The sequence below is a fragment of the Bacillus sp. PPSBB_2 genome (genome assembly GCF_045291115.1).
GTDB classification, from domain to species: domain Bacteria; phylum Bacillota; class Bacilli; order Bacillales; family Bacillaceae_G; genus Bacillus_A; species Bacillus_A cereus.
Genome location: NZ_CP147983.1, coordinates 1565545 through 1578880, shown reverse-complemented (window position 1 = coordinate 1578880; position 13336 = coordinate 1565545). Strand labels below are relative to the sequence as shown.

Genomic DNA, 13336 nt, shown 5'->3' with positions numbered 1-13336 from the left:
TTCATCCTATGCAAAAATGAAAAAATGGTGAAAAGACCCAAAAAATAAAAAAGCGACAGAAGTACAAATGTACTTCTGTCGCTTTTCTTTACAGTAAATCAGGTATAGCTTCCACTTCATGTTTTCGAACACGTCCCATCAATGAGCCTACTGCATCTTTTACGTTATTCCCATTGAACAGCACGTCATATAAAGCAGCTGTAATCGGCATTTCAACTTCCATTTTCTCTGCCAATTCATGAGCAGCTTTCGTTGTTCTTACACCTTCCACAACCATACCCATGCTTTCTAACACTTCTTCTAAAGAGTGTCCTTTTCCAAGCATATTTCCAGCGCGCCAATTTCGGCTATGAACACTTGTACAAGTTACAATTAAGTCTCCCATACCAGTTAGACCAGCAAACGTTAACGGATTCCCGCCCATTTTTCTTCCTAAACGAGCAATCTCTGTTAAACCACGTGTCATCAATGCCGCCTTTGCATTATCACCTAATCCAAGACCATCAGTTATACCAGCAGCTAATGCGATAATATTTTTTAACGCACCACCAAGTTCAACTCCAACGATATCTGGATTTGTGTATACACGAAAATAACTATTCATAAATAAATCTTGTACTTCCTCAGCCGCTTCCATACGCTTTGCTGCAGACGTAACTGTTGTCGCTTGTCGTAAACCGACTTCTTCAGCATGACTCGGTCCAGACAGTACAACAACATCTTTAATTAAGTGCTCTGGAATTTCTTCCTCAATCACTTCCGAAATACGTTTTGACGTACCAGGTTCAATTCCTTTGCTCGCATGAATCCAAGTAATTGGTTCAGTAACAATTTCTTTCATCTCTTGTAATACATCTCTGTACGCTTTCGTTGGTACTACTAGCAGTACTGTATTTACATCTACTAATGCTTCTTCTAAAGAAGAGTAGGCTACGATTGTGCTTGGCAATGTAATGCCTGGGAGATATCGACTATTCTCATGTTTCGTATTAATTTCATCCATAAGTTCTGGGCGATTTCCCCAAATACGTACATCATGTCCATTGTCAGCTAATACCATCGCTAACGCTGTTCCCCAGCTACCTGCTCCTACTACTGTGATTTTTGTCATAAAATCACATCCTCTCCATTAGTCTCTTGCTCTAGCGATAATGTGAATCGGCGTTCCTACGAAGCCAAATGATTCACGTAAGCGATTCTTTAAGAAACGCTCATATGAGAAGTGCAATAATTCTGGATCGTTTACAAACACAACAAATGTCGGTGGTTTTACCGCAACTTGTGTTGCATAGAAAATTTTCAGACGGCTACCATTATGAGTTGGCGTCGGATTCATCGCTACCGCATCCATAATTACATCGTTTAATACGTTCGTTTGAATACGGATACTATGACTTTCATTTACCTCATCGATAACCGGTATTAATGTTTGTGTACGTTTTCTCGTTTTTGCAGATAAGAACACAATTGGTGCGTATTCTAAGAATTGGAAATGAGCACGGATATTTTCTTCAAATGCTTTCATTGTTTTTTCGTCTTTTTTCACTGCATCCCATTTATTTACAACGATAACAACAGCTCGCCCTGAATCATGAGCATATCCAGCGATTTTTTTATCTTGCTCAATAATTCCTTCTTCACCATCTAAAACGACTAAAACAACGTCAGAACGTTCAATCGCTCTTAGCGCACGAAGTACACTATATTTTTCTGTACTTTCATACACTTTTCCTTTTTTACGCATACCAGCTGTATCAATAATTACATAATCTTTTCCATCTTTACTATATGGTGTATCGACAGCATCACGAGTTGTTCCTGCTACATTACTAACAATTACACGCTCTTGACCAAGAAGAGCATTTACAAGTGATGATTTCCCTACGTTTGGACGTCCAATTAAAGAGAAACGAATTGTGTCTTCATCATATCCGTCTTCTTCAATCTTTGGAAAATGTTGTGCAGCTTCGTCTAGTAAGTCACCTAACCCTAATCCGTGTGTACCTGAAATTGGGAATGGTTCGCCAAATCCTAATGCATAAAAGTCATAAATGTCACTGCGCATTTCCGGATTGTCTACTTTATTTACTGCAAGTACAACCGGTTTATTTGAACGATATAAAATTTTTGCAACTTCTTCATCAGCTGCTGTTACACCGTCACGACCGTTTGTCATAAAAATGATAACATCCGCTTCATCAATTGCTACTTCAGCTTGTTGACGAATTTGTGTCAAAAACGGCTCGTCTCCAATATCAATTCCGCCCGTATCAATAATGTTAAATTCATGATTTAACCATTCTCCAGCGCTATAAATACGATCGCGCGTTACACCTGGAATATCTTCTACGATTGAAACTCTTTCTCCAACAATTCTATTGAAAATAGTAGATTTCCCTACGTTCGGGCGACCTACTATCGCTATTACTGGTTTCGGCATATACTTTCATCCTTTCAACTTGCTTCTGTTTATTATGTAAAAAACCCTTCTTTGTGCAAGAAGGGATTTGCATTCCAGAATATTTCTCAACGTATCAAAACACCTCACATTATAACACACGTTGCTAATGTTTCACAATAATATATACATTCTCTTGTAAGCGATGTGCAATACCATCTAAAATTGCTTCTAAATTATTTGCAACAAATTCTAGTTCCTCCGTCGATTCGCAAACGAATAAAGGAGCACCACCTGCAAATTTTTCTGGAGTCGTTGTTATAACTGCCAGAATAACACTTTCTAACATCATCTCTTATCTCCCCTTCCTTTTGGGGCTTCCGATGACATATGGACAGCACTTTCTAACGTTGGTACATTTCCTATGACACCTATCGCTTTCTCTGCATCTTGATCTTGCGGCAGGACAAAAATCCCAACCCTGCCATCCTCTAAATCACGCTTTGCTAACGGTACAAGCGCTGGTGTACCAGAATCTCTATAAATCCCTAACGCTACTGAAACATCGTGTAAAATAGCTTGTCGTTGCCCTAAATTTGAGATTGTAACCATCGCATCAATTGATTTCGGCTTTAAAATAAAACCCATACCATATTTCATAATTTCTTCTTGTCTTGCTGGCAATCCAATATTCATAATGTAAATATTGTCAATATAAAGCCCTGCTCCTTCAAAACGAAGCGGAACGTGCTCAATTTCAACAAGATCATGTAGCCTTTTACCAGACATTAATTTTTTCGCGATAAAAAATGCGATTATAGCCATAATTACTCCTGCAATCCATGAACGGAATCCTATATACGCAAACGTCGTTGCAAACGACGTTAACATTGCCAAATAGTTGCGACTTTCAAAAACCAATGCAATTCCTTCAATGTATGTATTTCCACGCGGTACGAGCTCATACCCATCTAATTGTTGAAGCGTATTTCTTTCCATATTACGTACATCACGAAATTGTGTCGCTGCTAATGTAAGAAATGTAATGGCAGAAAAATCTTTTTTCAAAATAGACGGGATTGCAATCGCTCCTAAAGCAGCTGCAATTAACCCCATTGCAATATGAATAATTTTCCCATGTAGCCTCGTCGGATATTGCCGCGTATCCGTCCGAAGCATTAGCACCCTTGTAACTGTCCCCGCTATTACGCCGCATAAAATGGCTGGTGTATATTCAGTCATGTATTACCCTCGCCTTTCTTTTACGTGTTTTTCTCTTAAACCGTTCCATGTATACTGATGCTTTTGCAATCCAAAACAATATTGCCATGAATAATGTAGAAATGGCGACGATATCAAAAAATGCTAAACTACCGTAATCATATGGAAAATTCAATTTCCTAAAAATAAATGTCACTAGCAGCTCTCCTTGTAACATCCCTACATATAGAGAACATAATCGTAATATGCGATCCCCATGCAATAACACCGATGCATACACAAGAGCACTACTTAGCAGAAACACTCTATCCACCACAATCCAAATCGGATCATATATTTCTAACAGATGAAAACTTGTATATAACATTGCAATAATAAGTGCCGAAAGTAAGCTATACACTTTTTTCCAGACAGAATATAGCGTGATCCCTATAAAAGAAATAATACAAAGTAAAAGAGCATTTACTGATACCACGAATGAGGCAATCGTTACATGTAACGGAGAGCAAATTATAAAAATCAGTATACAAGCGCCTAACTTCCACCGGATAGGGTCCTTTTTCATAAAAAAGGTTACAATGATCCACCCTATCCAAGCTACAAAATAAAAAGTACTTCCATCCATCAACTTCACCTCCTATGTTTTCCATTATGGGAACTTTTTATGAAAGTTAATCCACTTTATTTACGCATAGTTTTTTCTTATAACAGCAACACTTTTAACAAGGAGGTGTTATTCATTATGGGTAAAGATCGCCAAGAACGAAAACTACGAGAATCACGCCGCGTTGAATCCGATCGTGATCAATCACTACAATATCCAGGTGCAACTGGACTTGATACACCAGAACAGGCTCGAAAACAAAACCAGCACTAATTAATACAAAAAGACGGTTTCTATATTGTACGAAACCGTCTTTTACATAATCAGTTTAATGATTTCTATTTATATTGAAATAATATTTCGCGCACTATATCCTCCCATTACTTCTTTTTACCTTCACCTATTCCCATTAAAAATTAAGTTCTCTCCAGTAATTCGACAACACACCATCTACATTTTTCAACCCTTTTTCAATTACAATTTTTACGAAATGATATTTTTATATAATGCTAATTCCATTCTCCACTTTATATTACGAAAAAGAATAGAACAAAAAAAATCAACCGAATGGTTGATTTTTTATCTCCTACTATAATGCGCAGTATCAATACCACGCTGCATTAACCAATGATATGTTTCACCCTTTACAACAAGAGGTACAGATTGCAACTCTTCTATCGTCTTCGCACCAAGAGCTGTCATTATAAATTTCAAATCTGTATGTAGAAGCTCAATTTCATCTACTAACTTCTCGATACCATCTTGCATTAAAATACGTAAAAAATAACCAGCAAACGCAGTTGTATTCGCCCCTAATGCGATTGCTTTCGCTACGTCAAGCGCTGTTTGTATACCCCCAGATGCAATAAAAGAGAGGTTATTATTTGTAGAGGTTGCTTCAATAATCGAGGTTGCTGTTTGTATGCCCCAGTTATTAAAATAAGAAAGCATTCGCTGTCTTCTTTCGTTTTCAACAGCAGCAAAATTCGTACCACCTTGCCCACCAATATCAATTGCTGTTACACCTACGTTCACTAACTGTTGCATTGTTTCCTTACTCATCCCAAATCCAACTTCTTTTACAATGATAGGAACTTTACTATTTAAAACAATTTTCTCAATGCGCTGAAGTACTCCAGTAAAATCACGGTCTCCTTCTGGCATCGTTAACTCTTGTATGACATTTAAATGAATTTGTAATGCATTCGCTTCAATCATATCAACGGCGCGCTCTGCCTGCTCGATAGTTGCCTCACTACCTAAATTAGCAAAGAAAATACCATTTGGGTTTACCTTTCTAATCACCTTATAAGAAGCAGCTTCACTTTCATCTTTTAACGCCGCCATTTGCGAACCTACAGCCATAGCAAGGTTATGATGTTTCGCTACATATGCTAATTGCTCATTAATATGTAACGTTTTCTCTCCTCCACCACCAGTCATCGCATTGATAAAAATCGGCGAACTTAGTGAAAGTTCGCCGATTTTTGTTTCACATGTTATTGTGTCATAATTTGAATTTGGCAAGCTTTGATGCACAAAATCAATATCATGAAAGCCATGCGTACGAGACTGACCAGTAGAAAGAGCGTATTCAATATGATCTAATTTACGTTTTGCCCTTACCACTTGTACCCCTCATTATTTCTTTAATTTTTTCAGTTGTTCACCAATAATATCACTTAATTGGAAAGTAGCAGAATCAGCATTTGGCTCATACTGACTATAATCTTCAGTTACATTATTTTCCTCAAGCGCTTCTTTTATACTTAAAGAAATACGTTTCTCTGCTACGTGAACTTCAAGTACTTTCACTTTTACTTCTTGTCCCATTTCCAATACTTCATTCGGATTTTTCACGTGACGATTTGCAATTTGAGATACGTGTACAAGCCCTTCAACGCCCGGTAAAATCTCAACGAATGCACCAAATGTAACAAGGCGTTTTACTACTCCCTCACGAATATCTCCAGCTTTTATTTCGCCAGCAACGTTTTCCCAAGGTCCTGGTTGAGCTGCTTTAATTGATAAAGAAATACGTTGTGTATCAGCATCAACAGATAACACCTTTACCTTAACCTTTTGACCTTGCTCTAACACTTCAGAAGGTTGCTCTACACGTTCGTGTGAAATTTGTGAAATGTGAACTAAACCGTCCACTCCACCAACGTTAACGAATGCGCCAAAGTCAGTTAATCGTTGTACTGTTCCTTCAACAACGTCCCCTTCTTTTAATGAAGAAATTGCTTCTTTTTTCTTAGAATCTAGTTCTAATTCTACTACCGCTTTATGCGAAAGGATTACACGATTTTTTTCACGGTCTAATTCAACAATTTTCACCGCTAATGTTTTACCTTTATAGTCAGTAAAGTCTTCTACATAATGTACTTCTACAAGTGAAGCTGGAATAAAACCGCGAACACCAAGGTCCACAACTAATCCGCCATTCACAATATCTTTTACAGTAACATCAAATACATGACCAGAAGTAAATTTCTCTTGTAGTTCTACCCATGCTTTTTCTGCATCAACAGCACGTTTAGATAAGACAAGATCATCTTCTTCTAATTTAATAATTTTCAACTCTAGTGTTTGATCTAATTCTACAACATCGCTTGCTTTTTCAATATGAACGTTAGCTAATTCACTAATTGGAATTACGCCATCTGTTTTGTATCCAACATTTACAAGCACTTGTTTCTCTTCAACCTTCGTTACAGAACCTGTAACAACGTCACCAACTTGTAATTCTTTTGAATCCATAACTTCTTCATTCATTTTCTCTACCATGGAAATACCTCCCTACAGAATTGACAAAGCATTTTTTATGTATATACGAAATGAAAACAAAGTTTTCATTTGCATGTTTAAGAATTTCTCATCACATACTCTTTTTCAATAACATTCACAAGAAAATATATTAAACCTATATAAATAGTATACAGCAAAACCAGCTTGAAAAAAGTATGTTTTGAAATATAATAGCGAATATATTCTGACAGTTTCATTCCTCTTTAACTAACTTCTTACAAATCAGCTCATTTGTCAAGGAAAGAGACTCACAATTCACGTATCCTTTACATTTCTATTTAAACAAAAAAAGAAAAAGGACTATCCCCTTTCTTTATTTCGCAAACACTCCAGAAACAATGCTCATAATTTTTTGGACAACTTCTTCAATTGATAAAGAAGTCGTATCTAATTCCAATGCATCATCAGCCTTTTTTAGTGGAGAAACTTCGCGTTCTGAATCTAATTTATCACGCTGAGCAATTTCTTCTTTTAGCTGCTCTAAATTAGAATCGAAACCTTTATTTAAATTTTCTAAATGTCTTCTTTCCGCTCTTTCTTCAACAGAAGCAAGCATAAAGATTTTCACTTCAGCATCCGGTAATACATGTGTACCAATATCACGGCCGTCCATTACAACGCCGCCTTTTTTCGCTAACTCTTGCTGACGACGTACCATTTCTTCACGAACAAGGCGATGTTTCGCTACAATAGATACTCGATTCGTCACATCAGGTGTACGAATTACTTCAGAAACATCTTGTCCATTTAAAAATACAAGCTGTGTATTTTCTCCTTGCTGAAACTCAATATTTACATTCTTTACAACTTCCATTAACTGCTCTTCATTTTCAATGTCTACTTTTTGTTCAAGGGCTGCATATGTAAGCGTACGGTACATTGCGCCTGTATCAATATAAACGTAAGAAAGTTCCTTCGCAACAACTTTTGCCACTGTACTTTTCCCAGCAGCTGCTGGACCATCTATAGCAATTGAAATTCGTTTATCCATTGTAACACCTCATTTTTTCACTTATAAAACAAAACGAAAAGCAGGTGTTCACCCTGCTTCTTCTCATTTGCTTCACGTCATTAAATCCTCAATTATTGTAGCATAATCCTTCATAGAAGAAAATGAAAACTACCTATTCACCTGCAAGATTTCCACTTTGTTTTTTACCATGACACCTTCATAATAAACAATTTTAGATAAATATTTCACTGATGACTTATGTATAAATAACAATTGCACAATAGAAAGACAAATGAATTGTATTATTAATATACGAATAAAAATTCTCTCCATCTTTTTCACCGGAATTCTTCCCTCCTATACTATATTTGCACATTTCGTTTCATGATTTTATACATCGTACATATAGCAGTTAATTTTATTGTCATTTTCGAGGCATACTTTTATACATTTCCATTGTCGAATTTACTCAAAACATGTTATGTTCTAAATGTATTTTTTTACTTGAAAGGGGTATAAGCATTGAAAAGAATCCTAGTTTTACACACAGGTGGAACAATTGCAATGGAGGAAGATAAAGAAACTGGGGTCGTACAACCAGGTGAAAAAAATCCTCTTTTAAAATTCATTCCTGATTTAGAAGGCGATGTTGATTTAATCGTTGAAGATGTGTTCCACCTACCATCTCCTCATATGACACCGAGCGAAATGTTACAATTACAAGTCATCATTGATGAAAGAGTAAAACAAGACAACATTCATGGCGTAGTCATTACGCATGGCACGGATACATTAGAAGAAACAGCTTATTTCCTAGATTTAACAGTACAAGCAACTATTCCGATCGTAGTGACAGGTGCAATGCGCTCTAGCAATGAGTTAGGTGCTGATGGTCTATATAACTTCTTATCAGCTGTAAAAGTTGCTAGTTGTGATGAAGCTGCAGAAAAAGGTGTTTTAGTCGTATTAAACGACGAAATTCATTGCGCTACAAATGTAACGAAAACACATACAAGTAATGTTGCAACATTCCAAAGCCCACAATACGGACCAATTGGAATGGTAACAAAACGCGGCGTTGTCTTCCATCACGCTTTAGTACATCACGAAACATATACGATAAACAAAGTGTCTAAAAATGTAGTTGTTCTAAAAGCATATGCTGGCATGGATGATACATTATTAGCAGCAATCGAAAATCTTCCTGTAGACGGCATTGTTATCGAAGCTCTTGGACAAGGTAATCTCCCTCCAAGAACACTACCTAGTCTAGAAAGATTATTAAATAGAGGTATTCCTGTCGTATTAGTTTCTCGCTGTTTCAACGGTATCGTTCAAGACGTATATTCGTATGAAGGTGGCGGTAAACACTTAAAAGATATGGGCATTGTATTCACATACGGCTTAAATGCACAAAAAGCACGCATTAAATTACTTGTTGCATTAGAGAATACAAATTCTCATGAATCCATTCAAAATATGTTTATGCACGAATAAAAAGGAGCTGTCGAGGTTTTCCCGACAGCTCCTTTTTATTTTTCTCTTGATGCAATGGTCTGCGCAATCGCATCTCCATGAAATCTTCCGTTCTCGATAAATATTTCATTTGCATTATTTCCAGCAGCAATGACACCTGCAATGAAAATATTTTCAGCATTCGTTTCCATTCTATCCTCTGTATAAATTGGACGTCCTGTTTCTTCATCAATCTGAACACCCATCTTCGTTAAGAAGCTATGATCAGGATGATAACCAGTCATCGCAAATACAAAATCGTTTTTGATTGTAAGAGCTTCACCATCAACTGTAAACGTTAATGTATGCTCAGTAATTTCTTTCACATGAGCCCCAAAATGCATTTGAATTGTACCATTTCGTACTAACGCCTCAAATTCCGGCAAAATCCAAGGCTTTATGCTTGGTGAATACTCACTTCCACGATACAGTACCGTTACACGTGCACCAGATTTAACAAGTTCTAACGCGGCATCTACACTCGAGTTTTTCCCACCTATAACTACTACATCTCGATCAAAATAAGGATGCCCCTCTTTAAAATAGTGAGCTACTTTCTTCAATTCCTCACCTGGAACATTCATATAATTTGGATTATCATAATATCCAGTTGCTACAACAATATATTTCGCTATATATATTTCCTTACTTCCGTCACGCTTTGTCGTCTCAACCTGAAAAACTTCTCCATCTTTTTGAACTTTCTCCACTCGCTCAAAAGCATTTACACGTACAGATTTACGTCTTACTACTTCACGATAATACGCAAGCGCTTGATTTCGAACTGGCTTACGATTTTCTGTAATAAAAGCTACATCACCAATTTCTAATTTTTCACTAGAAGAGAAAAATGTTTGATGAGTTGGATAATTATAAATGGCATTTACAATGTTTCCTTTTTCAATTACTAACGGATTTATCCCTACCTTTTGCAACGAAATTGCAGCCGCTAATCCGCACGGACCGCCTCCGATTATAATAACTGTTTCTTTCTGCATACTCGTCCACTCCTAGTCTTCTACCAATACACTATTTATAAAAACAAGAAAAAACCTACTTACAGCAGTAGGCACCTATCTTTATTGTATTCATTTTTCATACATTTGTCATCTAAACGAAACGTACATCCGATAGACATCTGCTAAAAACTGCTGAAATTTAATACCTTGTTTCCCTAATACATTCTCAGGATCAATCTTTCTAGCTGGATCAAGCGTTTTATGTGACACGATATCTTTTTTCGGATTTAAGCCAAAGTTTTGGCATAAATACGCATGATACCATGTAAAACGATTATATGCTTCCCAAAAGTTAACATCACCACCATAACAAAGTTCCACTCCAATGGCCGCCTTATTCGCGTCATAGCCATATAAGTCATTATCCGTCGGCACACCATATCGAACATGATACGCAACTTCATTTATAGGAATAATCTCCAATATTGTTTTATCATCTATAAATGTATGCGCCGAAGCTTTCGGTTGTAATTCATTAAAGTAATCTCGATTCCCTATCGCATCGCTTCCAGGATTCCCCGTATCATGGCTTACAATAAATCTCACTTTAGTCAGAGGAATCCCCGGTCGTGAACTTCCATATCCAATATAGTTGCGCTCTATAGGAAACATCGCCATTGCTACCAACTCCCGCTCTAGAAGATTACCTTACTTCCTTATATATGTATTCGGTAGCAATGTCCTTATCGCATATTTCTTACGCGAAGAGAAAATCGAAAATATTTGAAGTGAACACCATAAACAACAAGATACTTACAGCCACTCCATAAAAACCGTAAAACCAAACACAATCTTCTTTCGTATCTAAACCGAAAAATTTATTTACCGATTGTAATAATGTGCCACGCTTGCTTTGTTTGTTTCGTAATACTTCCACTCGCTCTACAACATCTGCTGGCATCATAAATCTTTGGTCTACTGTCATTTTCATCATTTATCTCTCCTTAAAATCATTTCCGTTTTGTTTATCTAAGGAGAGTATAGCACGTTTGTTCGTATAGAACAAGCGTTCTTTTTATTTTTATTTTATTTTTCAGCAAGCCAAGTAAAAATCGAGATTACAACGGCAATAATCGGCCCTACTACAACCACACCAAATACCAAAAACAGTAGCCCTTCCCCGAACATCCGAACGGTACTTATTTTTCGAGCTTTCATCGTTCTTGCAAGTTCTCCCTCTAACCTCTTAACCTTCTCTTCTAATTGTTCTACTCGTTCCAGCATTTCATTCTCCATATACAACACCTCATTTAATACTTCAACAAAAAAACGTGATTCCCTCGAAAGGAAATCACGTTTTCTCAAGATATAATATTTTATACCCAACCTCTGAAGCGGCTTGCTTCAGCCATTTTACGAACACCAACCATGTACGCCGCTAAGCGCATGTTCACTTTACGAACTTGTGCTGTTTCATAAATAGAATCAAATGATCTTACCATTACTTTTTCTAAACGTTGTTCTACTTCTTCTTCAGTCCAGTAGTAACCTTGGTTGTTTTGTACCCACTCAAAGTAAGATACTGTTACACCACCAGCACTTGCTAACACGTCTGGAACAAGCAAAATTCCGCGATCTGTTAAAATTTTAGTCGCTTCTAATGTTGTTGGACCATTTGCAGCTTCAACAACGATTTTTGCTTTAATATCATTAGCATTTTCTTCTGTAATTTGGTTCTCAATTGCAGCTGGTACTAAAATATCGCAATCAAGTTCTAACAATTCTTTGTTTGAAATTGTATTGTTAAATAGCTTTGTTACTGTACCGAAGCTATCACGACGGTCTAATAAATAATCAATATCTAATCCGTTTGGATCATGTAACGCGCCGTAAGCATCTGAGATTGCAATAACTTTCGCACCTGCATCATGCATAAATTTAGCTAAGAAGCTACCAGCATTACCGAATCCTTGAACAACAACGCGTGCACCCTTAATATCAATGCCACGTTTTTTAGCAGCTTCGCGAATACAAATTGTTACACCTTTCGCTGTTGCTGTTTCACGTCCATGTGATCCACCTAATACAAGCGGTTTACCTGTAATAAATCCTGGTGAATTAAACTCATCAATACGGCTATACTCATCCATCATCCACGCCATAATTTGAGAGTTTGTGAATACATCTGGAGCTGGAATATCTTTCGTCGGACCTACGATTTGGCTAATTGCTCGTACATAACCGCGGCTTAATCTTTCTAACTCACGGAATGACATTTCACGTGGATCACAGATAATTCCACCCTTACCTCCACCATATGGTAAATCAACAATACCACATTTTAAACTCATCCAGATTGAAAGTGCTTTCACTTCATTTTCTGTTACATTCGGATGGAAGCGAATTCCACCTTTCGTTGGACCAACAGCATCATTATGTTGCGCACGATATCCTGTAAATATTTTAACAGTCCCGTCATCCATACGAACTGGTATTTTCACTGTCATCATACGAATTGGTTCTTTTAATAATTCATATACTTCGTTTGGATAACCCAATTTTTCTAACGCTTCACTAATAACAATTTGTGTTGAATTCAATAGTTCAAAATGTTGTTCCCTTTGTTGTTGTGTTTTTGTTTGAGTTCCCTTTTCGGCTACCATAGTAAGTAAACCCCCTGTAATTTCACTTGTTTAGTAAACCTTCATTGCCTAGTATACACCCTTAAATTTGGAATGCAATAGAAAACGCTAACAAATATATACAAACTATTTTCTGTTGCAAGCGTTTTCACTATTATTATAGTCCTTTTATTACTTTTAGAAAAGTAAAATACTTAAATATTTAAATATTTTTTATTTTCATCAACCACACTC

16 protein-coding genes are annotated in these 13336 nt (G+C 36.8%); 2 read left to right on the top strand and 14 right to left on the bottom strand.

Translation table 11 applies throughout. The annotated features are described in order from the left end of the window. Window positions 1-88: 88 nt before the first annotated feature. The 5 genes from V6946_RS07960 to V6946_RS07940 form a co-directional block, all read right to left on the bottom strand. On the bottom strand, window positions 89-1111 hold the full coding sequence (locus V6946_RS07960) for an NAD(P)H-dependent glycerol-3-phosphate dehydrogenase (protein WP_000161763.1): 1023 nt from the start codon (window positions 1109-1111) through the stop codon (window positions 89-91). Between the two features lie 18 nt (window positions 1112-1129). Continuing rightward, a complete protein-coding gene (gene engA / locus V6946_RS07955) occupies window positions 1130-2440 on the bottom strand; it encodes a ribosome-associated GTPase EngA (protein ID WP_001125893.1) in 1311 nt (436 codons plus the stop codon). A 124-nt stretch (window positions 2441-2564) separates the two neighbouring features. Next, window positions 2565-2750 carry a capping complex subunit for YIEGIA gene (locus V6946_RS07950; protein ID WP_000979059.1) on the bottom strand — a complete coding sequence of 62 codons (186 nt, stop codon included), beginning with the start codon at window positions 2748-2750 and terminating at the stop codon, window positions 2565-2567. Next, complete coding sequence (locus tag V6946_RS07945; RefSeq protein WP_000141596.1) at window positions 2747-3640, bottom strand: YIEGIA family protein; 894 nt, start codon at window positions 3638-3640, stop codon at window positions 2747-2749. Before V6946_RS07945 ends, V6946_RS07950 begins: the two co-directional genes overlap by 4 nt. Then, window positions 3633-4244 (bottom strand): hypothetical protein, encoded by a 612-nt coding sequence (locus V6946_RS07940; RefSeq protein ID WP_006924441.1) that lies wholly within the window; start codon window positions 4242-4244, stop codon window positions 3633-3635. Before V6946_RS07940 ends, V6946_RS07945 begins: the two co-directional genes overlap by 8 nt. A 117-nt stretch (window positions 4245-4361) precedes the next feature. Between V6946_RS07940 and V6946_RS07935 the strand changes: the two genes are divergently transcribed. Then, window positions 4362-4496: a YpzI family protein gene (locus V6946_RS07935; protein ID WP_000513900.1), complete on the top strand. Its 135-nt coding sequence runs from the start codon at window positions 4362-4364 to the stop codon at window positions 4494-4496. A gap of 306 nt (window positions 4497-4802) precedes the next feature. Here V6946_RS07935 and V6946_RS07930 read toward each other — a convergent pair whose 3' ends face one another. The 4 genes from V6946_RS07930 to V6946_RS07915 all read right to left on the bottom strand — a co-directional run bounded on the left by V6946_RS07930 (window position 4803) and on the right by V6946_RS07915 (window position 8328). Further along, window positions 4803-5852 (bottom strand): type 2 isopentenyl-diphosphate Delta-isomerase, encoded by a 1050-nt coding sequence (locus V6946_RS07930; RefSeq protein WP_000251036.1) that lies wholly within the window; start codon window positions 5850-5852, stop codon window positions 4803-4805. Window positions 5853-5864: 12 nt separating this feature from the next. Then, a complete protein-coding gene (rpsA, locus tag V6946_RS07925) occupies window positions 5865-7013 on the bottom strand; it encodes a 30S ribosomal protein S1 (RefSeq protein WP_000229559.1) in 1149 nt (382 codons plus the stop codon). 334 nt (window positions 7014-7347) lie between these two features. Next, complete coding sequence (gene cmk / locus V6946_RS07920; protein WP_000361252.1) at window positions 7348-8025, bottom strand: (d)CMP kinase; 678 nt, start codon at window positions 8023-8025, stop codon at window positions 7348-7350. 129 nt (window positions 8026-8154) lie between these two features. Continuing rightward, entirely contained in the window at window positions 8155-8328 is a 174-nt protein-coding gene (locus tag V6946_RS07915; RefSeq protein WP_000738054.1) for a YpfB family protein, read from the bottom strand. Window positions 8329-8508: 180 nt separating this feature from the next. Here V6946_RS07915 and ansA point away from each other — a divergent pair, with 180 nt between their 5' ends. After that, on the top strand, window positions 8509-9483 hold the full coding sequence (gene ansA, locus V6946_RS07910; RefSeq protein WP_000822010.1) for an asparaginase: 975 nt from the start codon (window positions 8509-8511) through the stop codon (window positions 9481-9483). Between the two features lie 35 nt (window positions 9484-9518). Here the strand turns inward: ansA and V6946_RS07905 are convergent, their stop codons facing one another. The 5 genes from V6946_RS07905 to gudB form a co-directional block, all read right to left on the bottom strand. Next, window positions 9519-10499 (bottom strand): YpdA family putative bacillithiol disulfide reductase, encoded by a 981-nt coding sequence (locus V6946_RS07905; protein WP_001168524.1) that lies wholly within the window; start codon window positions 10497-10499, stop codon window positions 9519-9521. A gap of 108 nt (window positions 10500-10607) precedes the next feature. Continuing rightward, window positions 10608-11138, bottom strand: coding sequence for an N-acetylmuramoyl-L-alanine amidase family protein (locus V6946_RS07900; RefSeq protein WP_277546592.1), 531 nt, complete (start codon window positions 11136-11138; stop codon window positions 10608-10610). 79 nt (window positions 11139-11217) lie between these two features. Next, window positions 11218-11454, bottom strand: coding sequence for a DUF3961 domain-containing protein (locus V6946_RS07895; RefSeq protein WP_001983018.1), 237 nt, complete (start codon window positions 11452-11454; stop codon window positions 11218-11220). Between the two features lie 92 nt (window positions 11455-11546). Next, on the bottom strand, window positions 11547-11756 hold the full coding sequence (locus V6946_RS07890) for a hypothetical protein (protein WP_000426763.1): 210 nt from the start codon (window positions 11754-11756) through the stop codon (window positions 11547-11549). Between the two features lie 80 nt (window positions 11757-11836). Then, the gene (gene gudB, locus V6946_RS07885; RefSeq protein WP_000225173.1) at window positions 11837-13123 is read right to left on the bottom strand and encodes an NAD-specific glutamate dehydrogenase; all 1287 of its coding nucleotides are present in this window, start codon (window positions 13121-13123) and stop codon (window positions 11837-11839) included. Between the last annotated feature and the right edge of the window lie 213 nt (window positions 13124-13336).